Here is a 26,296-nt window from a genome sequence, read left to right as displayed (position 1 = left end):
TCACGCTGGATCACGACCGAACAACGTGCGGGCTGCGCCGGCGGTGACCACCGACCCGGTGACGACGATTCCGGTTCCGGAGAACGCATCGTTGTCGGCGCCCGCCTCGTCCACCAGCGCAGTCGCGATCTCGATAGCGTCGGACAGGTTCTCGCCAGTGTCGACGCGGTCGGGGCCGAAGCGCTGCTGCGCGGCCAACGTCAGCGTTTCGACGTCCAGTGCTCGCGGGGATCCGTTGTGAGTCACCACGATTCGATGCAGGACCGGCTCCAGCGCGGCCAGGATGCCGTCGACGTCCTTGTCGGCCAGCACGCTGACCACCCCGACCAGGAACTGGAAGTCGAACTCGTCGGCCAAAGTTTGGGCCAGCGCGGCCGCCCCGGCGGGATTGTGCGCGGCGTCGATGAACACGGTCGGCGCGCTGCGCATGCGTTCCAACCGGCCCGGACTGGTGACGGCGGCGAATCCGGCCCGCACCGCGTCGACGTCGAGCTGACGGTCCTTGCCGGCACCGAAGAACGCCTCGACCGCGGCCAATGCCACCACCGCGTTGTGGGCCTGGTGCTCGCCGTGTAGCGGCAGGTGGAGGTCGGAGTACACCCCACCCAGGCCCTGCAGCTCGAGTAGCTGCCCGCCGACGGCCACCTGGCGGCTCAGCACCGCGAATTCCGAGTCCTCGCGGGCCACGGCGGCGTCGGCGCGCACCGTTTGCGCCAACAGCACCTCCATGGCTTCGGGGACCTGCCGGGCGATGACCGCGACGGTGTCCCGCGCGCCGGCTTCAGTTTTGGTGATGATGCCCGCCTTCTCGCCGGCGATCCCGGCGATGTCCTCCCCGAGATATTCGACGTGGTCGATGCTGATCGGGGTGATGACGGCCACCGGTGCGTTGATCACGTTGGTGGCGTCCCAGCGGCCGCCCAGCCCGACCTCGATCACGCCGACATCGACCGGCGCATCGGCGAACGCAGCGAACGCCATGGCGGTGAGGACTTCGAATTTGCTCATTGCCGGGCCGCCCCCGGACTGCGACTGCTGATCGATCATCTGCACAAACGGCTCGATCTCACGGTAGGTCGCCACGTACTGCGCCGGGCTGATCGGCGTGCCGTCGATGGCGATGCGCTCGATCGCCGACTGCAGATGCGGGCTGGTGGTGCGGCCGGTGCGCCGGTGCAGCGCGGTCAGCAGCGCATCGACCATCCTCGCCACCGAGGTCTTGCCGTTGGTGCCCGCGATATGGATCGACGGATAGCTGAGTTGGGGCGATCCGAGCAGGTCCATCAGCGCACTGATCCGCGTCAAGCTGGGCTCGATTTTGGTTTCCGGCCAGCGCTGGTCGAGCAGGTGTTCGACCTGCAGCAGCGACGCGATCTCGTCGGGTGTGGGTGGTGCGCTCACATCGCGGCCAGGCGGCTGGTGATTCGATCGACTTCTTCGCGGGCCACTCGCCGGCGGTCGCGGATCTTGTCGACGACGGCCGCGGGCGCCTTGGCCAGGAAGGCGGCGTTGTCGAGCTTGGCGCTGGTGCCGGCCAATTCTTTGTGAGCGGCGGCCAGGTCCTTTTCCAGGCGCCGACGTTCGGCCTCGACGTCGATGGTGCCCGAGGTGTCGAGCTCGACCACCACGGTGGAACTGCTGAGCCGGACCTCGACGGAGGCCGATGGGCTGAAATCGGTACCGGGCTCGGTCAACCACGCCAGCGACGTCACCGCGGGCACTTGACCGTCCAGGCCGCCGATTCCCGACAACCGGGCGGGCACCTTCTGCCGGTCGGCCAAACCTTGATCGCTGCGAAACCGGCGGACCTCGGTCACCAATTTCTGCATATCGGTAATCTGTTGCGCGGCAATCGGATCGAGTGTGATCCCGGACGATTGCGGCCAGTCGGCGATCACCAGCGATTCTCGACTGGTCAGCGCTTGCCACAGCGTCTCGGTGATGAACGGGATCACCGGATGCAGCAGCCGCAGCAGCGTGTCCAGCACGACGGCCAGCACCGCGTTGGTGTGCTCCAGCCCGGCGGACAACTGCGTCTTGGCCAGTTCGACGTACCAGTCGCAGAATTCGTCCCAGGTGAAGTGGTAGAGCGACTCGCAGGCCCGGCTGAATTCGTATCGGTCGAACGCTGAATCGACTTCGGCCCGCACCTCTTCCAGCCGGCCCAGAATCCAGCGATCGGCGTCGGTCAGGTTGTCGGACTCGGGCAGCGGCGCCAGCGCCGCGCCGTTGAGCAGTGCAAAGCGAGTGGCGTTGAACAGCTTGGTGCCGAAATTGCGCGACGCCCGCACGTGGTCTTCGCCGAGGGACAAATCCCCGCCGGGGCTGGCGCCGCGGGCCAGGGTGAACCGCAGCGCGTCGGCGCCGAACTTGTCCACCCAGTCCAGCGGATCGATGCCATTGCCCTTCGACTTGCTCATCTTGCGACCGAACTCGTCGCGGATCAGGCCGTGCAAAAACACGTCCGTGAACGGCACCTGCGGTCCGCGACGTCCCTGCAGGGTGATGGCGTCGTCGGCGCCGACGAACGTGCCGAACATCATCATCCGGGCCACCCAGAAGAACAGGATGTCGTATCCGGTTACCAAAACGCTTGTGGGGTAGAATTTTTCCAACTCTGGCGTGCGGTCTGGCCAACCCATGGTGGAAAACGGCCACAGCGCCGAGGAGAACCAGGTGTCCAGGACGTCATGGTCCTGCTGCCAGCCGTCGGGCGGCGTCTCGTCGGGGCCGACGCACACCTGTTCGCCGCTGGGTCCGTGCCAGATCGGGATGCGGTGGCCCCACCACAGTTGTCGCGAAATACACCAGTCGTGCATGTCGTCGACCCAGCCGAACCAGCGAGGCTCCAGGCTGGCCGGGTGAATCACGGTGTCGCCGTTGCGCACTGCGTCGCCGGCGGCTTTGGCCAGTGATTCCACCCTGACCCACCACTGCAGGGAGAGTCGGGGTTCGATCGGTTCGCCGGTGCGTTCGGAATGCCCGACGCTGTGCAGGTAGGGGCGCTTCTCAGCCACGATCCTGCCCTGCTCCGCCAGCGCCTCACGCACGGCAACCCGAGCGTCGAACCGGTCCATCCCGTCGAATTGTGTTCCGGTGTCCGCGATCCGGCCCTTGCTGTCCATGATCGTGAGCATCGGCAGTTGGTGTCGCACACCGATCTCAAAGTCGTTCGGATCGTGCGCCGGTGTGACTTTGACTGCGCCGGTGCCGAATTCGGGGTCGACGTGCTTGTCGGCGACGACGACGAGCTGCCGGTCAACGAATGGGTGCGGCAGCGTGGCACCAACCAGGTCCCGGTAGCGCTCGTCGTCGGGATGCACCGCGATGGCGGTGTCGCCCAGCATCGTCTCGACCCGGGTGGTGGCGACCACGATGTGCGGCCCGTCCAGCGCCCCGTAGCGAAACGACACCAGTTCGCCTTCGACGTCGTCGTATCGGACTTCGAGGTCGCTGATCGCGGTTTCCAACTCCGGCGACCAGTTGACCAGCCGCTCGGCCTGATAGATCAACCCGGCATCGTAGAGCCGTTTGAACATGGTCCGCACCGCCCGCGACAGGCCGTCGTCCATGGTGAACCGGTCGCGGCTCCAGTCCACGCCGTCACCGAGCCGGCGCATCTGGGCGCCGATCGTGCCACCGGAGTCATGCTTCCAGTCCCACACTTTGTCGACGAACAGCTCGCGGCCGAAGTCCTCTTTGGTCTTGCCGTCGACGGCGAGCTGCTTTTCCACCACGATCTGGGTGGCGATGCCGGCGTGGTCCATGCCCGGCAGCCACAGCACCTCATAGCCCTGCATCCGCTTGCGGCGGGTCAGGACATCCATCAGGGTGTGGTCGAGCGCATGGCCCATGTGCAGCTCGCCGGTGACGTTGGGCGGCGGCAGCACGATCGAATAACCGGGTTTGGCGCTGGTCGCGTCTGCGGTGAAGTATCCGGCGTCCACCCAATGCTGGTAGATCGCGTCCTCGACCGCGCCCGGCTCCCACGACTTGGGCAGGGCTTCGCCCCGGGTGTTGATGGGGGGTGTAGGGCTGGCGGTCACCGCTCAATTCTAGGAAGGCGCCGCTCCCACGCCGACCGCCGCCCTTGTGCGGTGCGTTACTTCTTGCCGCCGAACAATCCGCCGAGGATCTCGCCCGCTTTGCTGCCCAAAACGTTGCCCAAGACGCTGCTCAGGGATTTGTTGCTGCCCGACATTCCGCTCAGGATGCTGCCCAGCACCTCGTTGAGCCCCCCGCCGGCGTCCTCCTGCCCCGCGGGCGCCGTCTTGCCGCCGGTCATTTGTTTACCGATGTAGGCCAGCACGATCGGCGCCAGGATCGGCAGCAGCTTGCCGAACAACTCGTTGTCTCCGGTGCCGGCGCCCGATAGGGCCGATGCCACGCGGTCCGGGTCGTTGCCGCCGAAAATTTTGGCGATCGCCTTCTGGCCATCGGCTTGGTCCACCTGGTCCACGCTGATCCCGGTATCCAACAGTCCCCGGGCGGCGTGGTCGCTGGCCGCAGACTCTATTGCGGACGCATGGTCGGGATCTTGAGCGCTTTGGTGCAATCCGCCGACCAGTACCGGCACCAGCAGGTGAACCGCGCTGGTGACGTCAGACTCGTCGACGTCGAGTTGGGCGGCAATATCCCGGGTGGGGATCTGGGCGAAAAGATCGTCAAGGCCGGCCATGTCCGTCCACCTAACGTTGCTGGGATCGGGTAAGTCGTGATGACACTAAACCGAGCGGACGTTGCTGGACAGCGATTCGACGGGCCGATCAGGCCAACCGCACGGTGTCCAGCGACACACCCGCGGCCGGGAACCGCGCCAGCAAGGCATCCCCCATGGCGGCCGCCGGCGTGAGGACGCCATGCAGATCGGAAAGCTTGTCACGGTCCAATGCGAGCGCCAAGCCGCACTCGCCGAGCAGCACCGACGTCGCCTTATATCCGGGATCGCCCTGCTGGGCGATCGTGGCCCGATATCGCGCGCCGGTCGTGGTGGTCGTGTAGGTCTCGGCGCAGTAGTGGCCGTTTTCACGGGCTGTCTCGCTGGGACCGGTGCCCGCTTTGGGCACCAGTCGCTGCACCAGTCGGCGCGGCAGCAACCGGAAGTAGCGGCTGGCCAAGCCGAACGTCCCGATGCTGACACCGGTGAACAGCGCTGAGGCTACCGGGGCCGCAATCGACGAACCCATGCTCATCGTTTCGCTGTAGCGGAACTTACTGCCGTACGCCCAGTCCAGTAATGCATTGCTGCGGCGCACAATTCGGGTGTTGTACGGCGCCATCGCGAAGCCCGCGGTCCAGACACCGGCCAGCTCGGGTGCGATGTCGCGGCCGCGGCGCCAGCGCAGATCTGGTTGAGGACCCAACTCTGGCTCGGCCGCACGATCGGTGCTCAACGTGTAGGGGTCGTTGAGCTGTCGACGGGCCTCGGGGTCGCTGGAGGAGGTGTCGAACACTTCCAGCATCGACGCGGCGGTGCCGCCGGAGACCCCGCCGGCGAAGCGGCGCAGTACAAAGCTGGTGTCGCCCAACTCGCCGGTGCCGTCCTCGCTGACCTTGCGGTACAGCGCGTAAGCGGTCAGATCTGAAGGGATGGAGTCGAATCCGCACGCGTGCACGATGCGCGCACCAGTGTCGGCGGCCTGCTTGTGGTATTGGTCGATGCTGTCGCGCACGAACATCGCCTCACCGGTCAGGTCGGCGTAGTCGGTGCCGGCCGCGGCGCAGGCGGCCACCAGCGGCAACCCGTAGCGGGTATAGGGGCCCACCGTGGTGATCACCACTTGCGTGCGGGCAGCCATCGCATCCAGCGTCGACGGCGCCGACGCGTCGGCCTCCACCAGCGGCCAGGACTGCGCCGCGGCGCCCAGGCTGTCGCGCGCCCGGGCCAATTTTTCGGCGGACCGGCCGGCCAGCGCGATACGCGCGTCGCCGCCGGCGCGGGCGAGGTATTCAGCGGTGAGCTTCCCCACAAAGCCGGTCGCCCCGTACACCACAATGTCGAATTCGCGCTGTGTTCCCGTCACGGCGCCGACGCTACTCCGGGGATTTGGGGCAGCTCACTGCTGTCCGTTGGCACGTGCTCGGCCCGCCCCGCGGCCCACATCGTCGCCGGGTTAGGTTCGGCCCATGGCGCAGCAGATCGTTGTGGTCGGCGCGGGCATCGCGGGACTGGCAACTGCGGTGGCGCTGCAGCGATGCGGTCGCGACGTCACCGTGATTGAAGAGCGCACCGACACCTCGACAGGGGCCGGAATCAGCATTTGGCCCAACGCGCTGGCCGCGCTGGACCACATCGGCCTCGGCGACGCCGTCCGCGAGGCCGGCGGCCGGATCACTGCGGGTGCCATGCGCTGGCGCGACGGCTCGTGGCTGCGCCACCCGACCCCCGAACGGATCGTCAGGGCGCTCGGTGAGCCCTTGGTAGTGGTGCACCGTTCGGCGCTGCGCGACATCCTTGCCGGAGCGCTGGCGCCAGGCAGTGTGGAATACGGGTTGGCCGCCACCGGGCTCGTTGCGGGCGCCGACGGCGTGCGGGTCGAGTTGTCGGACGGCACGGTCCGCGCGGCCGACGCAGTGATCGGCGCCGACGGGACCTACTCAGTGGTGGCCCGCCACCTCAACGGTGCGCTGAGCCACCGTTATGTCGGCTACACCGCATGGCGAGGAGTCGCCGGCTACGCCATGGATCCGGAGCTGGCCGGGGAGACACTCGGCCCCGGCATCGAAACCGGCCACGTCCCGATGGGGTCGGATCAAACATATTGGTTTGCCACCGAACGCGCGCCCGAGGGGCAGCGGGCGTCCGGCGGAGAGCTGGCTTACCTACAAGCAAAGCTCGCCGGCTGGCCCAAGCCCGTCGGAAGCATGCTGGCGGCCACGCCGCCAACCGATGTATTGCGCAACGACCTTTACGACCGCACCCCGGCCCGGCACTGGGCGCGGGGCCCCATGGTGCTGGTCGGCGATGCGGCCCATCCCATGCGGCCGCACCTGGGCCAGGGTGGCTGCCAAGGATTGGAAGACGCCGCGATCCTGGCCGCTTTTGTCGATCGAGGCGCCGACTTGCCAATCGCGTTTGCCCGGTTCGTGGACTTCCGCAGGCGGCGGGTCATGTCTTTGGTTCGTGAGTCGGCATTCATCGGCAATGTCGTCAACCTGCGTCCGGCGTTCCTGAGCGCGGCCGCAGCCCGGGCCAGCGTGCTGGTCCCGGAGGCGGCGCTGACCCGTCACCTGGCGTCCGTTGCAGCCCGCTCGGCGTTCGCGGTACCCGCACCCGCATAGACAACGGTGCCGGGCCCGTGGGCCCGGCACCGTCTTTTACAGCTTCAGGTCAGCCGCGTCGGCCGCAGACCGGCCAGGCGCCAATGCCCTGCGAATGCAGGACGTTCTCGGCCACCCGGATCTGCTCCTCACGGCTGGCGCCGGCGGCCGATCCGGAACCACCGTTGGCCCGCCACGTGCTCGGGGTGAACTGCAGGCCACCCGAGTAGCCGTTGCCGGTGCTGATCGCCCAGTTGCCACCGGACTCACATGCCGCGATCGCATCCCAGTTCACGCTGTACGCCTGCACAGGAGCGGGAGCCTCCTCAGGAGCCGGCTCAGGCTCCGGAGCGGGTGGCGCCCAAGGAGGCGGCGGCATAAATTCCGGTGCCGGTGGCAGGTCCTCCGGTGCCGGCGGCAAGTCTTCCGGCGGAGCCGGCGCGGCCGGCGCGTCGTCAAACGCCACGTCCTCCACGTTCACGGGGCCGACCGGTGCGTTGAGGTCGACGTCATCCGCGTAGGCGGTGGCAATCGGCGCGGTGGCAAGCACTCCGGTGAGCGCCGCCAGAGTCAGCGTCTTGCGGACGTAGTTCAATATCGTTCCTTTCGCGGTGCGCGCGCCAAAGCAAGCCCACAGATGTGGGCCGGATGCCTGTACAGGCGGGATTGCAGCTTCGGAACGTGCCGTCTCGTTCAGGCACGACAGCGGGGGCACGATCTGCCCGGCGGGCCTAATGGCCCGGCGGCTGCGGGGCGACAGTGTCGTCCGCAGCCCCGCTCACACGCGGGTCCGTGGATTCGATTTTGTGTTGCCCATGTCTTCAGGGCCGACACGGACCGTACGAGACGAGATTGAATTCGTCATCTTCGACACGCCGGCTATCTCGGTTCGATAACGGCCAAATCACAGCGACTCAGATAATTGTCTTCCCTGGTCACGTAAGGCTTTTGCGTATACGTCGGCAGCGGGCGATAACTGCGTTGTCGTGAGCCAAATCACGGCAATATTGTGAACTGCACCACGTCCTTCACCCACGTCTGGACGGGTGATCGGCAGAGCCAACGCACCACGGCGTGTTACAGGAGTGATTATTCAGGTGCTAGACCGGATTTCGATTCCGCGGGATGGACCAGAGAGATCACATCACGAGGGTTGAGGATATCGCGCTATTTGCGGACTTTGTGTCGAAATACAAGCGCGACAGTGTATTTCAGTACGATCGATGTCGCCACGGTACTGCGCATCTACCGCCGCAGCGAGTCCATGGTGTCGTCATGGCTCGTCAAACACGTTGACTGCCAACGCTTTCACAACCATTATCAAGTAGGTGGGACGCTGTCCGCCTTCCCATACTCAGCCGCATCATGCCGCAGCTCAGGTCGGAAAATTATTGCCTAACTTATAACGTCGCCACGTGAGCGGCGTGGTCAACATCGACCTTGCTAGCGTAATCCGTTCTGCCCCAACGGAGTTCGAAATTCGGCTAACCGCAGCGCGCCGATGATCAAGCCCGTGTCAAAATAGAAACAAGAAATTCGACGACCGCAGCGGATAAACGAGGAATTAATGACTTTTATGAAGCTGACACTTATCACAATCGTCCGCTTGGAAATTGATAAATTTCACCGCGTTTATCGATCGTCAATTCGCGACGACCTCGCTCGTCGCGGTTAGGGCGCGGAGGCTGAAAGCGTGCGCAGATCGTCCGCGGAGTTGACGTTGGTCAACGACCGCGAAGGCGGCAGCACGATCCGCTGGGTGTCGGCGCCGTCGACCAAAGCGCGCATCCTGCGCTCGCCGGCGGCCACCAACACGTCGACCCGCTCGGCCAGGTCGGTGCGGTAAACGGCGGCCAGATAGTGGTCGCGACCGTCCCAGGGCAACACCACCTCGGCGTCTACTTCTTCGGCGCCACCGGCCAGGGTGTCGATCAGATCGACAGTCAGAAAGGGCATGTCGACGGCACACACGAATGCGCGTTTCGCGCCGGCCTCAAGAGCGGCGTGCAGGCCCCGCCCGGTCGCGAGCAGCGGGCCCAGTCCACGAACCTCGTCGCGCACCACCTCTGCGGATAGCTGCGGCAACGGTTGTCCGGGTGCTGCGACGACGAAAACCGGTTGGCATCGCTGGCTGACGATGCCAACCAGGTGCTCGACCATCGTGGTGGGCTTTCCGCTGCCGCCGACAGCCTGCGGCACGGGAAGCGTGGCCTTGTCGCGGCCCATGCGACGGGACGCTCCCCCCGCCAGCACTACCCCAGCCAGCGAGGCCGCCATGGCCGTCACGTCAGGCGACGGTCCAGGTGTCGCGGCCGCGCAACAGCGACTGCAGGGCGGCGCGGTCCGCCGGCCTGGCTTCGGCAGCGGCCGTCATCTGCGCGCGGGCGGCGCCGTCGTAGGTAGGCCGGTTGACCTGGCGGAAGATGCCCATCACCGTGTGCTCGAGGTTTTGGTCGGACAGCCGCGACAGCGCGAAGGCGTAGGCGGAGTCGGCCGCGTGTGCGTCGTGCACGACGATCTCGCTGACACTGACATCGGCGGTCTTCGCCACTTCGAGGCCGAATCCAGAACGCACCACGCAGTATTCGCCATTTGTGCCGAAGACGACCGGCTCGCCGTGGCGGACGTTGATGACCCGCTCCTCAGCGCCTTCTTTGCGCAGCAGGTCGAAGGAGCCGTCGTTGAAGATCGGGCAGTCCTGCAAAATCTCGACCAGCGCGGATCCACGGTGCGCCGCGGCGGCGCGCAACACCTCCGACAGCCCCTTGCGGTCCGAGTCCAGCGCGCGGCCCACGAAACTAGCCTCGGCGCCGAGCGCCAGCGACACCGGGTTGAACGGGTGGTCCAGCGAGCCCATCGGCGTGGACTTGGTGACCTTGCCTTCCTCGGAGGTCGGCGAATACTGGCCCTTGGTCAGCCCGTAGATCCGGTTGTTGAACAGCAGGATGGTCAGGTTGACGTTCCGGCGCAGCGCGTGGATCAAGTGGTTGCCGCCGATTGACAACGCGTCGCCGTCACCGGTGACCACCCACACCGACAGGTCGTCGCGGGCCAGTGCCAGACCGGTCGCGATGGACGGGGCGCGGCCGTGGATGGAGTGCAGGCCGTAGGTTTCCAGGTAGTAGGGGAACCGGCTGGAGCAGCCGATACCGCTGACGAAGACGATGTTCTCTCGTCGCAGCCCGAGCTCGGGCAGGAAGTTGCGGATGGTGTTGAGGATGACGTAGTCACCGCAACCCGGACACCAACGGACCTCCTGGTCGCTGGTGAAGTCCTTGGCTTTCTGCGGTTGGTCGGTGGTGGGCACTCCGCTGGTCTTGGACAATGCCTCCGTCACACCGAGGTCTGCGCCCGCCAAATTGCCGATCAGGTCAGTCATACGTCAGCTCCTACGCCATTTCCCACGGTAGCCGCCGCCAACCGTGCGAATGTGGCTTTGTCACTTTCTTTTTCGCCCAGGGTGCCGTCCAGGGCAGCATCGATGATCCCCTCGACCTCGTCGGCCAGAAACGCCATACCCGCAACCTTGGTCACCGACTGCACGTCGACGAGATACTTGCCGCGCAGCAGCAGCGCCAGCTGGCCCAGGTTCATCTCCGGCGCCACCACTTTCGGGTAGCGGCGCAGCACCTCGCCCAGATTGGCCGGAAACGGGCTGAGGTGGCGCAGATGGGCATGCGCAACCTTGACGCCCCGGCGACGCGCACGTCGGCACGCTTCACCGATCGGGCCATACGAACTGCCCCAGCCGATCAGCAGCAGCTCGGCGTCACCGGTGGGATCGTCGACCTCCAAGTCGGGAACCCGGATCCCGTCGATCTTGGCCCGGCGCAACCGGACCATCAGGTCATGGTTGGCCGGCTCGTAGGAGATGTTGCCCGATCCGTTGGCCGCTTCCAGTCCGCCGATGCGGTGCTCCAGGCCCGGTGTGCCGGGAACTGCGAATTGGCGGGCCAGGGTTTCCGGGTCGCGAGCATAGGGCTGGAACGGCTCATCAGCCTTGGCGAAGGTGTGCTCGATCGGGTCGATGGCATCGATGTCGGGGATTCGCCAGGGCTCCGAGCCGTTGGCGATCGCGCCATCGGACAACAGGATCACCGGGGTGTGGTAGGACACCGCGATGCGCACCGCCTCGACAGCCGCCTCGAAGCAGTCGGAGGGTGACCGCGGCGCCAGTACGGCGACCGGAGACTCGCCGTTGCGTCCGTAAAGGGCTTGCAGCAGGTCGGCCTGCTCGGTCTTGGTGGGCAGGCCCGTCGACGGGCCGCCGCGCTGCACGTCGATGATCAACAACGGCAACTCGGTCATCACGCCGAGACCGATCGCCTCGGATTTCAGGGACAGCCCCGGTCCCGAGGTGCTGGTGACCCCCAGCGCGCCGCCGTACGAGGCGCCCAATGCGGCGCCGATACCGGCGATCTCGTCTTCGGCCTGGAAGGTGATGACATTGAAGTTCTTGTGCTTGGACAGTTCGTGCAGGATGTCCGACGCCGGGGTGATCGGGTAGCTGCCGAGGACCACTGTGATGCCGGCGAGCTGCCCCGCCGCGACGATGCCGTAGGCCAGCGCGGTGTTGCCCGAGATTTGGCGGTATTCCCCTGCCGGCAGCTTGGCCGGTGAGACGTCGTAGGTGGTGCCGAACGCCTCGGTGGTCTCCCCGTAGTTCCAGCCCGCCTTGAGCGCGAGCACGTTGGCATCGGCGATGTCGGGTTTGCGGGCGAACTTCTCCCGGATGAATCGCTCGCTGGTCTCGATCGGCCGCCCATACATCCACGAGAGCAGCCCCAGCGCGAACATATTCTTGGCGCGCTGGCCGTCCTTCTTGGACGCCCCGATGGCCTCGACCGCACCCAGCGTCAGTGAGGTCATCGCGACCGGCTGCACCACGTAGTCGGACAGCTCACCGTTTTCCAGCGGGTTGTCCTGGTAGCCGACTTTGGCCAGGTTGCGTTTGGTGAACTCGTCGGAGTTGGCGATCACCACACCACCGCGCGGCAGGTCGGCGATATTGGCCTTCAGCGCTGCCGGGTTCATTGCGACCAACACGTCGGGCCGGTCACCCGCGGTCAGGATGTCGTAGTCGGCGATCTGAATCTGGAAAGAAGAGACACCAGGCAGCGTGCCCTGAGGTGCCCGAATCTCGGCGGGGTAGTTGGGCTGGGTCGCCAGGTCGTTACCGAAAAGCGCCGCCTCGGAGGTGAACCGGTCGCCGGTCAGCTGCATGCCATCACCGGAGTCGCCGGCGAAACGGATGACGACCTTCTCCAGCTTCTGCCGCTCGGGTGCCACCGTGCCTGCTGAATGAGATTCTGACCTGGCTCCGTCCTCGTTCGGACCCACGTCCCCGCCTTCCGTCACTGTCTACCGCACGGGCACTCTGCGTCGCGGCTACCGGTGGGCGCCGCCGGAGCGGACCCCCGGCCATTTTTATGTCACTGCTAGTACCGATTATTGCACTGCTCTTAGGGTTTGATCGACGCCGACGCGCGCACCCGCAGTACCGCTAGTTGAGCGAATATCAAGGTCAGACGCACGGCGACGGCACAATCGCAGGGTCAACTGTGGTGTTCGTCACTTTTGCTGGCACGCGAAATCTAAGAACACGATCTACGCGTGAGTAACATTAGCTAGCACCCGCATGCGGGCGCTAGGTTAGGCGCTTTTGTCGCGGCGTTCGCTGCGCGACGGCTTGCGCGGCACGATGGTCGGCAGCACGTTGTCCTGCACGGTCTCCTTGGTCACCACGACCTTGGCGACGTCGTCGCGGCTGGGGATGTCATACATCACCGGCAGCAGGACTTCCTCCATGATCGCGCGCAGCCCGCGGGCACCGGTGCCGCGGTGAATCGCCTGCTCGGCGATGGCTTCCAGCGCATCGGTGGTGAATTCCAATTCCACGCCGTCCATGTCGAACAGCCGGGTGTACTGCTTGACCAAGGCGTTCTTGGGCTGGGAGAGGATCTTCACCAACGAGTCCATGTCGAGATTGGTCACCGAGGCCACCACCGGCAACCGGCCGATGAACTCGGGAATCAGCCCATATTTGATCAGGTCTTCGGGCATGACTTCGGCGAAGTGATCGGTGGTGTCGATCTCGGCCTTGGAGCGGACCTCCGCCCCGAAACCCAGCCCGCGTTTGCCGACGCGGTCGGAGACGATCTTCTCCAACCCGGCGAACGCACCGGCCACGATGAACAACACGTTGGTGGTGTCGATCTGGATGAACTCCTGGTGCGGATGTTTGCGGCCGCCCTGCGGCGGCACCGACGCCTGGGTGCCCTCCAGGATCTTCAGCAGCGCCTGCTGCACGCCCTCACCGGAGACGTCGCGAGTGATCGACGGGTTCTCGCTCTTTCGCGCGATCTTGTCGACCTCGTCGATGTAGATGATGCCGGTCTCGGCGCGTTTGACGTCGTAGTCGGCAGCCTGAATCAGCTTGAGCAGAATGTTCTCGACATCCTCACCGACATAACCGGCTTCGGTCAGCGCGGTGGCGTCGGCGATGGCGAACGGCACGTTGAGCATCTTGGCCAGCGTCTGGGCCAGGTACGTCTTGCCACAGCCCGTCGGTCCCAACATCAAGATGTTGGACTTGGTCAACTCGACCGGTTCGCCGGCCCGGGAATCGCGGCCCTTCTCACCGGCCTGGATGCGCTTGTAATGGTTGTAGACGGCGACGGCCAGTGTGCGCTTGGCGGTGTCCTGGCCGATGACATAACCCTCCAGGAAGTCCCGGATCTCCACCGGCTTGGGCAACTCGTCGAGTTTGACGTCGTCGGCGTCGGCGAGTTCCTCTTCGATGATCTCGTTACACAGATCGATGCACTCATCGCAGATGTAGACGCCGGGCCCGGCAATGAGCTTCTTGACCTGCTTTTGGCTCTTCCCGCAGAAGGAGCACTTCAGCAGGTCACCGCCGTCTCCGATGCGCGCCATGGTGCTGGGAACCTACTTCCTGTTCACCGTCGATCCGTGGATATTGCCGCGTGTATTTCTCGACGCTACCCGCTTGTTCCGGCGCGACGCGACCGTTAAGGCCGAATCGCGTCAGTGATATTCGTGCTTGTCCCGCCTGAACATATCCCGTGCGGGCGCCTGTCGCGCGCCGGAACGCGCCTCCGTGTCTCTGGCGTGTCGCGGCCGTTACGTGACCGAGAGACTCAGTCTTAGTGTGGGCCCGTGGGAATCGCCGTGCCCGACGATACCGTCTTGATCGGCGACGGCGGCCTGGCCACCGAGTTGGAAGCGCGCGGCCACGACCTGTCCGACCCGCTGTGGTCGGCAAGGCTACTGGTAGACGCCCCCGACCAGATCAGGGCCGTGCATCTCGCGTTCTTCCGCGCCGGGGCGATGATTGCGACCACCGCCAGCTATCAGGCGTCGTTCCAGGGCTTCGCCGCCCGCGGCATCAGCCGGGATGACACCGTGCGATTGTTGCGGCGCAGCGTCGAGCTCGCGGTGTCGGCGCGCGACGAGGTGGGCGACGCTGGCGCGCGATGGGTCGCCGCCTCGGTCGGGCCCTACGGCGCCGCGCTGGCCGACGGGTCGGAATACCGCGGCGGCTACGGGCTCAGCGTGGCGCAGTTGGAGTCCTGGCACCGGCCGCGGCTGGAAGTGCTGGCCGAGGCCGGCGCCGACGTGCTCGCCCTGGAAACCATCCCCGATGTCGACGAAGCCGAAGCCCTGCTCAACGTGGTGCGACAGCTGGGGGTACCGGCCTGGCTCAGCTACACCGTTGACGGCGCCGACACCCGCGCCGGGCAGTCCCTGGCCGACGCGTTCGCGGTGGCGGCCGGGGTTCCGGAGATCGTCGCGGTCGGCGTCAACTGCTGCGCACCCGGGGACGTGCTGCCCGCGATCGCGTTGGCCCGGGAGACCGGCAAACCGGTAATCGTGTATCCCAACAGCGGCGAGCGTTGGGACAGCCAGCGCCGCGCCTGGGTGGGCCCGCGACGATTCGCACCGCAGCTGGCCGTGGAGTGGGTCGCCGCCGGCGCGCAGGTGGTCGGCGGATGTTGCCGCGCCCGGCCCGCCGACATCGCCGAGGTGGCAACTGTCCTTGCGCCCTGAGTACACGCTCGGCGCAGGGAATTATGCGGGATTGGCTGAAAGCTTCCGGTACTCCAGCACGGTGTCGATGATCCCGTAGTCCTTGGCGTCTTCGGCGGTCAGGATCTTGTCGCGGTCGGTGTCCTTGCGAACCGTCGCGGCGTCCTTGCCCGTGTGGCGGGCCAGCGTGGTTTCCATCAGCGTGCGCATCCGCTCGATCTCGGCGGCCTGGATCTCCAGGTCGGAGAACTGCCCCTGGATCACGCCTTGCAGCGACGGCTGATGAATCAGCACTCGCGCGTTGGGCAGCGCCATCCGCTTGCCGGGTGTCCCGGCGGCCAGCAGCACCGCCGCCGCCGAGGCCGCTTGGCCCAGGCAGACGGTCTGAATGTCGGCGCGCACGTATTGCATCGTGTCGTAAATCGCCATCAGCGACGTGAACCCGCCGCCCGGGGAGTTGATGTACATCGTGATGTCGCGGTCGGGATCCAGCGACTCCAGTACCAGCAGCTGCGCCATGATGTCGTTGGCCGACGCGTCGTCGACCTGGACACCGAGGAAGATGATGCGCTCCTCGAACAGCTTGTTGTACGGGTTGGATTCTTTGACACCCCAGCTGGAGTGCTCGACGAAGGACGGCAGGATGTAACGGGCCTGCGGCTGGATGTCGGGGTTCATGATGCGGCTCCGTTGACGGGGGCGTTGGTGATGATGTGGTCGACGAAGCCGTACTCCAGGGCTTCTTGGGAGGTGAACCAGCGGTCGCGGTCGGAGTCGGCGATGATCTTTTCGAGCGGCTGGCCGGTGAATTCGGCGTTGAGCCGGAACATCTCCTTCTTGATCACCGTGAACTGCTCGGCCTGAATCGCGATGTCGGCGGCGCTACCGGTCACACCGCCCAGCGGCTGGTGCATCAGTATGCGGGCATGCGGCAAGGAGTAACGCTTGCCCTTGGTGCCGGCCGCCAGCAGGAACTGGCCCATCGAGGCCGCCATGCCCATCGCGTAGGTGGCAACGTCGCACGGCGCCAGCACCATCGTGTCGTAGATCGCCATGCCGGCGCTGATCGAGCCGCCCGGCGAATTGATGTAGAGCGAAATGTCTTTGGTCGGGTCCTCGGCGGCGAGCAGCAGAATCTGCGCGCAGAGCCGGTTGGCAACGTCGTCGTTGACCTCCGACCCCAGGAAGATGATGCGCTCGGAGAGCAACCGCTCATAGACGGAGTCGACGAGGTTCAGACCCTGCGTGTTCGAACGCATGTCACCGCTCACAGTGGAGTACCTGCTTTCTCGTGTTTCATATGCACCGACACTAACCAACCGGCGTCGTCGCGCACTCCCTCACGTACCGACGTTCGCTCAGAGCGTCACTTCGGCTCGTCCGAAGGCTCCTCCGACGCGGCGACCGCTTCCTCAGCGTCCTCGTCGGTGTCGGCGTCCTCGTCGGCCTCGCCGTCCGCACGCCCACCGAAGAACTCGCTGGTATCGATGACATTGCCGTCGGTGTCGGTGACGGTGGCCGCCTCGACCACCGCGGCAATGGTCCGTCCGCGGCGCACGTCAGCGAACATGGCGGGCAGCTGGTTGTTCTGTTGCATGTAGGCCAACAACTGCTGCGGCTCGATGCCGTATTGCTGCGACGTCAGCACCAGCCGTTCGGTGAGATCCTCTTGGCTGACCTGGACCTCGAGATCCTCAGCCAGCGCATCCATCAGCAGCTGGGTCTTGATTGCCTTTTCGGCGGCCGAGCGGGTGTCGGCATCGAACTCCTCGCGTGATGACCCTTGCTCAGCCAGGGCTTCGGCAAACTTGGCTTCGTCGTGCTCGAAACCGTGGATGGCGTTGTGCAGGGTGTCGTCGATCTGGGCCTGCACCACCGCTTCGGGCAGTGGGATGTCGACCTGCTCGAGCAAAGTGTCCAGCGTGGTGTTGCGGATCGCTTCGGCTTGTTCGACGCGCTTGGTCCGGCGAACCTGATCGGTCAGGTTGGCACGCAGTTCGTCGATGGTGTCGAATTCGCTTGCCAATTGCGCGAATTCGTCATCGGGCTCGGGCAGTTCGCGTTCCTTGACCGCCCCGACGGTGACGGTGACTTCGGCTTGCTTGCCGGCGTGTGGACCGGCGGCCATGGTGGTGGTGAAAACTTTGGATTCACCGGCGGACAGTCCCACCAGCGCCTCGTCGAGGCCGTCGACCAGCTGACCGGAACCGACTTCGTGGGATAACCCCTGTGTCGCCGCTTCGGGCACATCTTCGCCGTCGATGGTGGCGGACAGATCGATCGACACAAAATCTCCGTCGGCGGCGGGCCGGTCGACACCGGTCAGCGTGCCGAACCGGGCCCGCAGCGACTGCAGCTCTGCGTCGACGTCGTCGTCGCTGACTTCGATCGGGTCGACGCTGACTTTCAGCGCACTCAGGTCGGGCAGGGTGATCTCGGGTCGAACGTCGACTTCGGCGGTGAAGACCAGCTCCTGGCCGTACTCCTTCTGCGTTACGTCGATCTCGGGTTGGCCCAGCGGCCGCACGTCGGATTCCGTCACCGCTTGGCTGTAGCGGCCAGGCAGCGCCTCGCTGACCACCTGGTCGAGCATCGCCTCGCGCCCGACGCGCGCCTCGAGCAGCTTGGCCGGCGCCTTGCCGGGGCGAAACCCCGGCAGCCGCACCTGCTTAGCGAGCTCCTTGTAGGCACGGTTGAAGTCGGGTTCGAGCTCGGTAAACGGCACCTCGACATTGATGCGAACCCGGGTGGGGCTCAACTGCTCGACGGTGCTCTTCACGGGTGTACTCCTTGGTGTCGGTTCTGCTGGTCTTGCGTTCGTCCGGGCGGCTGGTCGGGGTGACAGGATTTGAACCTGCGGCCTTCCGCTCCCAAAGCGGATGCGCTACCAAGCTGCGCTACACCCCGCGCTGACCTCGCGATCTTACGGCCCGACCCGGCCATCCCCGGCAGCCACCTCACGAGCACGACACGGGACGGCATCATTTGGATTTGACGTCTGCCGCGACGTACAGTCGCGCTCGACTGATACGTGCGGGCGTAGCTCAATGGTAGAGCCCTAGTCTTCCAAACTAGCTACGCGGGTTCGATTCCCGTCGCCCGCTCGAGCTGGTGGTTCCCGGGACAGGGAAGGCCGTCGAGGCCGAGCGTGGCGAGGCTGAGGAGACCGACATCCAGCACCTAGGGACGATGGCCGACATCGACATCCACGGCGTGTGCACGTCGCGCTTCGAACGCGTCCGCGATGCGTTCGAGCGCAACTTTGCGCTGCGTAACGAGGTCGGCGCGGCGGTCGCGGTCTACGTGGACGGCGAGCTCGTCGTCGATCTTTGGGGCGGCTCGGCGGACGAGTCCGGTTCGCGGCCATGGGGCCAGGACACGCTGGCAGCCGTGCTCTCCGCTACCAAGGGCCTGACGAGTACCTGCGTGCACCAGCTCGTCGAACGCGGCGAGCTCGACCTGCATGCCCCGGTGGCCCGCTACTGGCCCGAGTTCGGGCAAGCCGGCAAACAGGACATCACCGTCGCCATGGTGTTGGGCCACCGATCCGGGGTAATCGGGCCGCGCAGTCCACTGCGCTGCGAGGACGTCCTCGACTGGGATCTTGTCTGCGAGCGGCTGGCCGTCGCGGAGCCCTGGTGGGAGCCGGGCACCGCGCAGGGCTATCACCTGTCTACTTTCGGGTTCATCCTCGGCGAGGTGGTCCGCCGGGTGACCGGCCGCACGCTGGGTCAATACCTGCGCAGCGAGATCGCCGAACCGCTGGGCGCTGACGTCCACATCGGTTTGCCTTCGGCCGACCTGGAACGCTGCGCGGACCTGATCGGCAAACCGCATCCTGACGAGTTGCTGGCCAATGCTCCCGACTGCCCGGTCACGCTGGATGACCACCCGAAAGCGGGACTGGCGGTCTCGTGGGGGTTCATCCCCAACGACGAACTCGGGTCCAACGACCGCACGCTGTGGCGCCAACTCGACCTTCCCGATATCGGAGGTCACGTGTCGGCGCTCGGGCTGGCGACTGTCTACAACGCGTTGGCGCAGGAGAAACTGCTCAGTCGCAGCTACATGGAGGTGATCCGGACGTCGCAGGGCGGCTTCGACACCGATCTGGTGTTGGGCCCGCGCGTCGCGGACCACGGTTGGGGATTGGGGTACATGCTCAACCAGCGCTGCGTCAACGGACCCAATCCGCGGATCTTCGGCCATGGCGGCCTGGGCGGTTCGTTCGGATTTGTCGACCTGGAGCACCGCATCGGCTATGGCTACGTGATGAATCGGTACGACGCGACCAAGGCCAATGCCGACCCGCGCAGCGTCGCACTGTCCGACGAGATCTACGCGGCGCTGGGCATCACGAAAAACTGAGCCGATGATTCACGTCTGACATTCGGGGCACCAGAAGACGTTGCGGCCCTCCAGTTCGGCGGTGCGAACCGTCGTCGCACATACCCGGCACGGGTCGCCGGCGCGGCGATAGACGTAGGTGCGGGGCTTTCCGGGACCGTATGACGGTGCACCGTGGTCGTGTTCGGGACGCACCACGATGATCTTGCCGCGCCGCAGACCCACCTTCATCAGCGCCACCAGATCCGTCCACGCCGTGCTGAATTCAATTTCGCTGACCTTGTGGCCGGGCCGATAGGGATCGATGCCGTGGCGGAACAACAACTCGCTGCGATAGACGTTGCCGACGCCGGCGATGACTGTCTGGTCCATCAGCAGCGCCCCGATTGGCCTGCGCGACTTGGTGATCCGCGACCATGGCCAGGCCGGATCGGCGTCGCGGCGCAGTGGGTCGGGCCCGAGCCGCGCCACCACCTCGGCGACCTGTGCGTCGTCGAGCAGTTCGCATACCGTCGGGCCGCGCAAATCGGTGCCGTATTCAGCGCCAACCATTCGCATCCGCACCTGACCGACCGGTGCGGGCATCGCCTCATCGGGCGGGCGCTCCCATTCGGTGAACGTGCCGTACAAACCGAGGTGCACATGCACCGTCGGGCCTTCGGCGTAATGGTGGAACAGATGCTTGCCCCACACAGTGGTGCGGCGCAGGACCCGGCCGTCGACCGCGGCGGCCGACGCGGCGAACCGGCCCTGCGGACTGGAGACCGCCACTGGGCCGCCGGCAAACCGGCGCTGGTGCAGCCGCGCCAGCCGGTGCAGCGTGTGGCCCTCGGGCATAAACGGTTACCCGGTTGGGGCGCCGGGCACCGGCGGCGCCTGATGGGTGCGTTCGTATTCGGCGAGGATGTCGATACGGCGTTGGTGGCGTTCGGCTTCCGACCACGGTGTGTTCACGAACGCGTCGACGATGGCCAGCGCCTCCGGGACGGTGTGCATGCGGCCGCCGATACCGATCAGCTGCGCGTTGTTGTGTTCGCGGGCCAGCGTCGCGGTCTCGACGCTCCATGCCAGCGCGCACCGCGCTCCGGGGACCTTGTTGGCCGCGATCTGCTCACCGTTGCCCGATCCGCCCAACACGATGCCCAGGCTGCCGGGGTCGGCGACCGTGGCCACGGCCGCGGCGATGCAAAACGCCGGGTAGTCGTCCTCGGCGTCGTAGCTGAACGCGCCGCAGTCGATCGGCTCGTGTCCGGACTTCTTCAGGTGCTCGGTGATCTGCAGCTTGAGTTCGTAGCCGGCATGGTCGGCACCCAGGTAGACGCGCATGCCGGTCATTGTGTCAGTCGAATTCGGGTCGTTCGGTGCGGGTTCGCTTGAGCTCCCAGAAGTGCGGGTAGGACGCGAAAGTCACCGAGGCGTCCCACAGCTTGCCGGCCTCCTCACCGCGCGGAATCTTCGACAGCACGGGACCGAAGAACGCCACGCCGTTGACATGGATGGTCGGGGTTCCGACGTCCTCGCCGACGGGGTCCATGCCCGCGTGGTGGCTCTTGCGCAGCGTCTCGTCGTTGGCGTCGCTGGTGGCGGCGTCGGCCAACTCGGCCGGCAAGCCCACCTCGGCCAGTGACTGCTTGATCACGTCGTCGAGTTCTTTGTTGTCCTCGTTGTGGATGCGGGTGCCCATCGCGGTATACAGCGACCCGAGCACGTCGGCACCGTGGGCCTGCTCGGCGGCGATCGCCACCCGGACCGGGCCCCAGGCTTTCGCCATGCCCTCCCGATACTTCTCCGGCAGGTCCTCGCGGCCCTCGTTGAGGACGGCCAGGCTCATCACATGGAAGTTGACCTCGATGTCGCGGACCTTCTCGACTTCCAGGATCCAGCGCGAGGTGATCCATGCCCACGGGCACAGCGGGTCGAACCAGAAATCGGCGACTGACTTCTCGGGCATGGAAAGTCCTCTCATTGATGATGCGGTAGCCGCCCAGCACAACCGAGGCAACGCGACGCGTGTTCCCCGATACCGGCTTTGGGTAAGGATATGCAGCATGGTCGGCTCCGCGACGATACTGGAGGGTTTTCAGGTGGTGCCGCCCGGCTAAGTTGGGACACGTGGTTCTTCCCAATCTCACCCGCGACCAAGCCGTCGAACGCGCCGCCCTCATCACCGTCGACCGGTACCGAATCAGCCTGGACTTGACCGATGGCAACGGCGCGCCCGGCGAACACACCTTCCGATCGACGACAACCGTGGAGTTCGGCGCGCTCGCCGGCGCCGACACCGTCATCGACATCGCCGCCGACACGATTCACAGCGCCACCCTCAACGGCCGCGACCTCGACGTGTCCGGTTATGACGAATCGACCGGCATCGCGCTGAAGGGGCTGGCCGAGCACAACGTCGTCGTGGTGGACGCCTCGTGCCGGTATTCCAATACCGGTGAAGGTCTGCACCGCTTCGTCGACCCGGTCGACGACGAGGTGTATCTGTACTCCCAGTTCGAAACCGCGGACGCCAAGCGGATGTTCGCCTGCTTTGATCAGCCCGATCTCAAAGCCACCTTCGATATCACGGTCACCGCACCCAGCCATTGGCAAGTGGTGTCCAACGGTGCCACCGTTTCCGTCGACAACGGTGTGCACACGTTCGTCACCACCCCGCGCATGAGTACTTACCTGGTGGCTCTGATCGCCGGACCATACGCCCGATGGGACGACACCTACGTCGACGAACACGGCGAGATTCCATTGGGTATCTTCTGCCGGGCGACGCTGGCCGAATTCATGGACGCCGAGCGGCTCTTCACCCAGACCAAGCAGGGATTCGGCTTCTACCACAAGCACTTCGGCACCCCATATGCATTCGACAAATACGACCAGTTGTTCGTGCCGGAGTTCAACGCCGGCGCGATGGAGAACGCGGGCGCCGTGACATTCTTGGAGGACTACGTCTTTCGCAGCAAGGTCACCCGCGCTTCCTATGAGCGGCGCGCCGAAACGGTGCTGCACGAGATGGCGCACATGTGGTTCGGCGATCTGGTCACCATGCGATGGTGGGACGACCTGTGGCTTAACGAGTCGTTCGCCACCTTCGCTTCGGTGCTGTGCCAAAGCGAGGCAACCGAATTCAGCGAGGCGTGGACCACGTTCGCCAATGCCGAGAAGTCGTGGGCCTACCGACAAGATCAGCTGCCCTCGACGCACCCGGTGGCCGCTGACATTCCCGACCTGGCCGCGGTCGAGGTCAACTTCGATGGCATCACGTACGCCAAAGGCGCGTCTGTGCTCAAGCAGCTCGTGGCGTACGTCGGGCTCGAGCATTTCCTGGCCGGTCTGCGCGACTACTTCCGTGAGCACGCGTTCGACAACGCCACGTTTGCGGATCTACTTGGCGCGCTGGAGAAGTCGTCGGGACGTGACTTGTCCGACTGGGGACGTCAGTGGCTCAAGACCACTGGGCTCAACACGCTGCGCGCCGATTTCGACGTCGACGCCGACGGTCGGTTCACCCGCTTCGCCGTAACCCAGAGCGGTGCCGCGCCGGGTGCCGGTGAGACGCGGGTGCATCGGCTCGCAGTCGGTATTTACGACGACGACGGATCGGGCCGGTTGGTCCGGGTGCATCGCGAAGAGTTGGACGTCGACGGCCCGAGTACGGACGTCCCTGCGCTGGTCGGCGTTTCACGTGGGCAGTTGATTCTGGTCAATGACGACGACCTGACCTACTGCTCGCTGCGGCTGGATGCCTCGTCGTTGGACGCCGCATTGCAGCGCATCGCCGATATCGCCGAGCCCCTGCCGCGCACCTTGGTGTGGTCGGCCGCCTGGGAGATGACCCGCGAGGCCGAACTGAGGGCCCGCGACTTCGTGGCCCTGGTCTGCCGTGGTGTTGTCGCCGAAACCGAAGTTGGTGTGGCACAGCGACTATTGCTGCAGGCTCAGACCGCGTTAGGTGCCTATGCCGAGCCGGATTGGGCACGCTCAGAAGGATGGCCGGCGTTCGCCGATCGGCTACTGGAGTTGAGCCGCGGTGCTGAAGCCGGTTCGGATCATCAACTGGCATATGTCAATGCGTTGTGTTCATCAGTGCTGTCCGATCGTCATATCGAGGTGCTATCGGCCTTGCTCGCCGGCGATCCCGCCGAGGTTGGGTTGGCCGGACTGGCCGTGGATACCGATCTGCGCTGGCGGGTTGTCACCGCCCTGGCCAGATCCGGTGCCATCGACGCTGATGTCATCGACGCCGAAATGCAGCGCGACCCCACGGCCGCCGGCAAGCGACACGGTGCGCAGGCCTCCGCTGCGAGGCCGCAGTCGCCGGTCAAAGAAGAGGCGTGGACCGAAGTTACCGAGGACGACACGCTGCCCAACATCACCGGCCGCTCCATCATCGCGGGCATCGTCGCACCGGGCCAGGCAGAGTTGCTCCAGCCGTTCACGACACGGTATTTCGCGACCATAGCCAAGGTGTGGGAGCGCCGGTCCAGTGAGGTCGCACAGACGGTGGTCGTCGGCTTGTATCCGTCGTGGGATATCAGCGACGACGGGATTGCTGCAGCCGACAAGTTCCTCGCGAATCCCGATGTGCCACCGGCATTGCGACGCTTGGTGATTGAGGGACAGGCAGGCGTCAAGCGCGCATCGCGGGCTCGTCGGTTCGATGCAGGCGAGGTTAGTGCTTCCTAGCCGGGTCGGGCGTGCACGGGCTGAGGAATGTTTTGCCATCCTTGGCGGCGACATCTGCGGGGTTGAGCCAGCCGACGTCTTGGAACCAATAGGTGTCGGGCGGGTGCTGGTCTGATCCCTTGATGACCTCGGCGAGGTCGGTACTCGTCCCCCAATGGCCGGAACCGCCGTACGGCGAAAGGTGCATCGACTTCTCGTTGCGCCAATCGAATCCGTCAGGGAGTGGTTGGGAGACACTCATGCCGGCTGGATAGGGCCCGCCCAGCGTGAGACGCTCGACCTCCACCCCGTCCTGACTGCGCGAAGTCAACGCCAGTTCGGCCCGGGTGGGCTCGAAGTCGAGAGCAATACGAGTGATGCCGACGCAGCGTGAACCCGTCCAAATCTGAAGTCGACCGTCAGTGACGCGGGCACCGAAAGCCGGGTCTAAGGACGCCTTTCCCAGAGGATCACATCCGGTCAACAGCGCCGCCACTACCAACAGCACACCGACGCTCCGCATCACGCGTAGCCCCCGTCATGTAAGCCGGCGTCGACTTCGAACTTATTCGGCGTACCGAAGAACTTCTCTCGTGCCGCTGCCGCAAGGTATTCCGCGCTCATACGCACCGGACCCAAGCGGGCCCACTGTTGAGAGTGTCGCTCCTCGTGGTGCAGCACGCGATCCAGGTCTAGGTCGGTCTCGTAAGGCTTGCCGTGGCTGTCCATTTGCCAGCTGTCACCGGAATGAACGATCTTGCGAAGCTGCTCGGCGGGGTCGGTCGAGTGATCGATGTTGACCAGGAAAACGTCACCATGCGTGTTGCCCCCCTGCAAGCTGAGGTGGTCCGCCGGCCAGCCGCCCAGACCCATCAGCATCCCATTGGGGGTCGTGACCAGACTCCCGCCCGTACGGTTGACCGCCCAGGCTTCGTCGTAGCTCCAACTGTTCGCTTTCTGGCGGTCGGCGATCCGCTGAACCTCGGCGGCGGAATACGGCGTCTCAGGAAAGTCGTTCTGCACGCCCGGCGGCTGCTTGCCGTAGCCGGTGCCCGCGTTGAGAATGTAGGTCATCAGCGCGGCCTGTTGCATGTCCCGCGGGCTCATGTCGTTGGGGATCAGGAAGAACGACTTGCCGTCTTTGTCCTTGACCTCCTCCATCCCCTCCAGCACCTTGAAGTTGTCCGGGGTGATGTGTTGCTCTCGGGCGATCTTGACAATTTCCTCCGGCGGTACACCGTTACGCTCGGCGTTTTCCAGCCATTTCTTGTAATAGCCGCCCGGGCTCGGACCGGTGAGCAGGCCGGCGTCTCGCAACGCCTGCTCGTATTTGTTCACAGGGTCAGAGTCGCCAGGACCCGGCTCGCCGGGCTCCTTGCCGTCCTTCTCGCCGCCGAGCGATCGGTATTCGTCGCCGATGGTCCGGATACGCTCGCCAATCACGTTGAGGTCACCGCTGCTCTGCTTGATGACATCTGCGACATCGCCAATCCCCTTGCGGGCGATAGGCACTAGCGTCTGCTCACGGTCCGCACCCTGCGGCACCGCCGACGCCGCATCCTGCACCCACTGCTTGATCTCGTCGAGGTTGCGCCGACCGGCAGCCACCACTGCGGCCGACCGGTCGACCTCGGCGCCGAGCCGTTGATCCAAATCGGCCATCGTCACCAGCACCTGACTTTGCTTGCTGTTAGCCGCGGCATACGAATCAGCTGCCGTACCAGTCCACCGCTCCCCCGGTGCCGCCGACTGCACACGCGTTTGCATCTCGCGCAACTGATTACTGCCGTCGAACTGCGCGCCCTCTTGCGGGGTGCCGTGCCCCAATGTCGAGCGAGCGTTCGACCACGTCGTCATAAACGCATCAAGCGCACCCACCGGGCGACCTTTCTGAGATTGGGGCCGGAGAATAAGTCTAAGAGACTGCGCACTGCGCTTTCGTCACAAATTCACGTGCGGTAATCCGCTGTATCAG

Annotated in this window: 21 protein-coding genes and 2 tRNA genes; 5 read left to right on the top strand and 18 right to left on the bottom strand. The window is 65.4% G+C overall.

The features are described from left to right. The 4 genes from folC to AC5Y42_RS10355 form a co-directional block, all read right to left on the bottom strand. Window positions 1–1,401 carry a bifunctional tetrahydrofolate synthase/dihydrofolate synthase gene (gene folC, locus AC5Y42_RS10370; RefSeq protein WP_499897873.1) on the bottom strand — a complete coding sequence of 467 codons (1,401 nt, stop codon included), beginning with the start codon at window positions 1,399–1,401 and terminating at the stop codon, window positions 1–3. Continuing rightward, window positions 1,398–4,046 (bottom strand): valine--tRNA ligase, encoded by a 2,649-nt coding sequence (locus AC5Y42_RS10365; protein ID WP_499897872.1) that lies wholly within the window; start codon window positions 4,044–4,046, stop codon window positions 1,398–1,400. Before AC5Y42_RS10365 ends, folC begins: the two co-directional genes overlap by 4 nt. 56 nt (window positions 4,047–4,102) lie before the next feature. Beyond that, window positions 4,103–4,678: a DUF937 domain-containing protein gene (locus AC5Y42_RS10360; RefSeq protein ID WP_499897871.1), complete on the bottom strand. Its 576-nt coding sequence runs from the start codon at window positions 4,676–4,678 to the stop codon at window positions 4,103–4,105. An 88-nt stretch (window positions 4,679–4,766) separates the two neighbouring features. Continuing rightward, window positions 4,767–6,023, bottom strand: a complete 1,257-nt coding sequence (locus AC5Y42_RS10355; protein ID WP_499897869.1) for a saccharopine dehydrogenase family protein — start codon at window positions 6,021–6,023, stop codon at window positions 4,767–4,769. 103 nt (window positions 6,024–6,126) lie between these two features. Here AC5Y42_RS10355 and AC5Y42_RS10350 point away from each other — a divergent pair, with 103 nt between their 5' ends. Beyond that, a complete protein-coding gene (locus tag AC5Y42_RS10350; RefSeq protein ID WP_499897868.1) occupies window positions 6,127–7,281 on the top strand; it encodes an FAD-dependent oxidoreductase in 1,155 nt (384 codons plus the stop codon). 49 nt (window positions 7,282–7,330) lie between these two features. Here the strand turns inward: AC5Y42_RS10350 and AC5Y42_RS10345 are convergent, their stop codons facing one another. From AC5Y42_RS10345 to clpX, 5 genes are all read right to left on the bottom strand, one after another. Beyond that, window positions 7,331–7,855, bottom strand: a complete 525-nt coding sequence (locus AC5Y42_RS10345; protein WP_499897867.1) for a transglycosylase family protein — start codon at window positions 7,853–7,855, stop codon at window positions 7,331–7,333. Between the two features lie 1,076 nt (window positions 7,856–8,931). Further along, window positions 8,932–9,537: a molybdenum cofactor guanylyltransferase gene (gene mobA, locus AC5Y42_RS10340; RefSeq protein ID WP_499897866.1), complete on the bottom strand. Its 606-nt coding sequence runs from the start codon at window positions 9,535–9,537 to the stop codon at window positions 8,932–8,934. 10 nt (window positions 9,538–9,547) lie between these two features. Next, complete coding sequence (locus tag AC5Y42_RS10335) at window positions 9,548–10,639, bottom strand: 2-oxoacid:ferredoxin oxidoreductase subunit beta (protein ID WP_499897864.1); 1,092 nt, start codon at window positions 10,637–10,639, stop codon at window positions 9,548–9,550. Continuing rightward, window positions 10,636–12,600, bottom strand: a complete 1,965-nt coding sequence (locus AC5Y42_RS10330; RefSeq protein WP_499897863.1) for a 2-oxoacid:acceptor oxidoreductase subunit alpha — start codon at window positions 12,598–12,600, stop codon at window positions 10,636–10,638. Before AC5Y42_RS10330 ends, AC5Y42_RS10335 begins: the two co-directional genes overlap by 4 nt. A 312-nt stretch (window positions 12,601–12,912) precedes the next feature. Then, a complete protein-coding gene (gene clpX / locus AC5Y42_RS10325) occupies window positions 12,913–14,196 on the bottom strand; it encodes an ATP-dependent Clp protease ATP-binding subunit ClpX (RefSeq protein WP_499897861.1) in 1,284 nt (427 codons plus the stop codon). Between the two features lie 249 nt (window positions 14,197–14,445). On the opposite strand from clpX, the gene mmuM reads away from it, so the two are divergent. Then, a complete protein-coding gene (gene mmuM / locus AC5Y42_RS10320) occupies window positions 14,446–15,330 on the top strand; it encodes a homocysteine S-methyltransferase (protein WP_499898123.1) in 885 nt (294 codons plus the stop codon). A 21-nt stretch (window positions 15,331–15,351) separates the two neighbouring features. On the opposite strand, the gene clpP2 is transcribed toward mmuM, so the two are convergent. The 4 genes from clpP2 to AC5Y42_RS10300 all read right to left on the bottom strand — a co-directional run bounded on the left by clpP2 (window position 15,352) and on the right by AC5Y42_RS10300 (window position 18,216). After that, window positions 15,352–15,987, bottom strand: a complete 636-nt coding sequence (gene clpP2 / locus AC5Y42_RS10315) for an ATP-dependent CLP protease proteolytic subunit ClpP2 (RefSeq protein WP_499897860.1) — start codon at window positions 15,985–15,987, stop codon at window positions 15,352–15,354. After that, window positions 15,984–16,568 (bottom strand): ATP-dependent Clp protease proteolytic subunit, encoded by a 585-nt coding sequence (locus AC5Y42_RS10310; protein ID WP_499897858.1) that lies wholly within the window; start codon window positions 16,566–16,568, stop codon window positions 15,984–15,986. The genes clpP2 and AC5Y42_RS10310 overlap by 4 nt, the downstream gene beginning before the upstream one ends. Before the next feature lie 107 nt (window positions 16,569–16,675). Beyond that, window positions 16,676–18,088 (bottom strand): trigger factor, encoded by a 1,413-nt coding sequence (tig, locus tag AC5Y42_RS10305; protein WP_499897857.1) that lies wholly within the window; start codon window positions 18,086–18,088, stop codon window positions 16,676–16,678. A gap of 51 nt (window positions 18,089–18,139) precedes the next feature. Next, window positions 18,140–18,216: transfer RNA gene (locus AC5Y42_RS10300), tRNA-Pro, on the bottom strand. A gap of 126 nt (window positions 18,217–18,342) precedes the next feature. Between AC5Y42_RS10300 and AC5Y42_RS10295 the strand changes: the two genes are divergently transcribed. Together AC5Y42_RS10295 and AC5Y42_RS10290 are read left to right on the top strand one after the other, a co-directional pair. Beyond that, window positions 18,343–18,413, top strand: a tRNA-Gly gene (locus AC5Y42_RS10295). Between the two features lie 85 nt (window positions 18,414–18,498). Continuing rightward, window positions 18,499–19,677 carry a serine hydrolase domain-containing protein gene (locus AC5Y42_RS10290; RefSeq protein WP_499898122.1) on the top strand — a complete coding sequence of 393 codons (1,179 nt, stop codon included), beginning with the start codon at window positions 18,499–18,501 and terminating at the stop codon, window positions 19,675–19,677. A 9-nt stretch (window positions 19,678–19,686) separates the two neighbouring features. Here the strand turns inward: AC5Y42_RS10290 and AC5Y42_RS10285 are convergent, their stop codons facing one another. Genes AC5Y42_RS10285 through AC5Y42_RS10275 form a run of 3 tightly spaced genes read right to left on the bottom strand, consistent with a single transcriptional unit; the run spans window position 19,687 to window position 21,607 of the window. Next, window positions 19,687–20,493 (bottom strand): Fpg/Nei family DNA glycosylase, encoded by an 807-nt coding sequence (locus AC5Y42_RS10285; RefSeq protein WP_499897855.1) that lies wholly within the window; start codon window positions 20,491–20,493, stop codon window positions 19,687–19,689. A 6-nt stretch (window positions 20,494–20,499) separates the two neighbouring features. Continuing rightward, entirely contained in the window at window positions 20,500–20,982 is a 483-nt protein-coding gene (locus tag AC5Y42_RS10280) for a ribose-5-phosphate isomerase (protein WP_499897854.1), read from the bottom strand. A gap of 13 nt (window positions 20,983–20,995) precedes the next feature. Further along, window positions 20,996–21,607, bottom strand: a complete 612-nt coding sequence (locus tag AC5Y42_RS10275; protein ID WP_499897853.1) for an Rv2466c family mycothiol-dependent reductase — start codon at window positions 21,605–21,607, stop codon at window positions 20,996–20,998. 161 nt (window positions 21,608–21,768) lie between these two features. Between AC5Y42_RS10275 and pepN the strand changes: the two genes are divergently transcribed. Continuing rightward, a complete protein-coding gene (pepN, locus tag AC5Y42_RS10270; protein ID WP_499897851.1) occupies window positions 21,769–24,342 on the top strand; it encodes an aminopeptidase N in 2,574 nt (857 codons plus the stop codon). Here pepN and AC5Y42_RS10265 read toward each other — a convergent pair. Together AC5Y42_RS10265 and AC5Y42_RS10260 are read right to left on the bottom strand one after the other, a co-directional pair. Continuing rightward, the gene (locus AC5Y42_RS10265) at window positions 24,329–24,847 is read right to left on the bottom strand and encodes a hypothetical protein (protein WP_499897850.1); all 519 of its coding nucleotides are present in this window, start codon (window positions 24,845–24,847) and stop codon (window positions 24,329–24,331) included. The two genes, pepN and AC5Y42_RS10265, sit on opposite strands and share 14 nt — an antisense overlap. Further along, window positions 24,844–26,178, bottom strand: coding sequence for an EspA/EspE family type VII secretion system effector (locus AC5Y42_RS10260; protein WP_499898121.1), 1,335 nt, complete (start codon window positions 26,176–26,178; stop codon window positions 24,844–24,846). Before AC5Y42_RS10260 ends, AC5Y42_RS10265 begins: the two co-directional genes overlap by 4 nt. Between the last annotated feature and the right edge of the window lie 118 nt (window positions 26,179–26,296).

The sequence above is a fragment of the Mycobacterium sp. NGS48 genome, from assembly GCF_059812585.1.
This window is presented reverse-complemented; position numbering and strand designations above follow the sequence as displayed.

Excerpts from the sequence above, each read along its gene's own strand:
- AC5Y42_RS10360 (WP_499897871.1), bottom strand. The coding sequence starts at position 4,678 with ATGGCCGGCCTTGACGATCTTTTCGCCCAGATCCCCACCCGGGATATT.
- AC5Y42_RS10350 (WP_499897868.1), top strand. The coding sequence starts at position 6,127 with ATGGCGCAGCAGATCGTTGTGGTCGGCGCGGGCATCGCGGGACTGGCA.
- mobA (WP_499897866.1), bottom strand. The coding sequence starts at position 9,537 with ATGGCGGCCTCGCTGGCTGGGGTAGTGCTGGCGGGGGGAGCGTCCCGT.
- AC5Y42_RS10335 (WP_499897864.1), bottom strand. The coding sequence starts at position 10,639 with ATGACTGACCTGATCGGCAATTTGGCGGGCGCAGACCTCGGTGTGACG.
- clpX (WP_499897861.1), bottom strand. The coding sequence starts at position 14,196 with ATGGCGCGCATCGGAGACGGCGGTGACCTGCTGAAGTGCTCCTTCTGC.
- clpP2 (WP_499897860.1), bottom strand. The coding sequence starts at position 15,987 with ATGAACCCCGACATCCAGCCGCAGGCCCGTTACATCCTGCCGTCCTTC.
- AC5Y42_RS10310 (WP_499897858.1), bottom strand. The coding sequence starts at position 16,568 with ATGCGTTCGAACACGCAGGGTCTGAACCTCGTCGACTCCGTCTATGAG.
- AC5Y42_RS10290 (WP_499898122.1), top strand. The coding sequence starts at position 18,499 with ATGGCCGACATCGACATCCACGGCGTGTGCACGTCGCGCTTCGAACGC.
- AC5Y42_RS10285 (WP_499897855.1), bottom strand. The coding sequence starts at position 20,493 with ATGCCCGAGGGCCACACGCTGCACCGGCTGGCGCGGCTGCACCAGCGC.
- AC5Y42_RS10280 (WP_499897854.1), bottom strand. The coding sequence starts at position 20,982 with ATGCGCGTCTACCTGGGTGCCGACCATGCCGGCTACGAACTCAAGCTG.
- AC5Y42_RS10275 (WP_499897853.1), bottom strand. The coding sequence starts at position 21,607 with ATGCCCGAGAAGTCAGTCGCCGATTTCTGGTTCGACCCGCTGTGCCCG.
- AC5Y42_RS10260 (WP_499898121.1), bottom strand. The coding sequence starts at position 26,178 with ATGACGACGTGGTCGAACGCTCGCTCGACATTGGGGCACGGCACCCCG.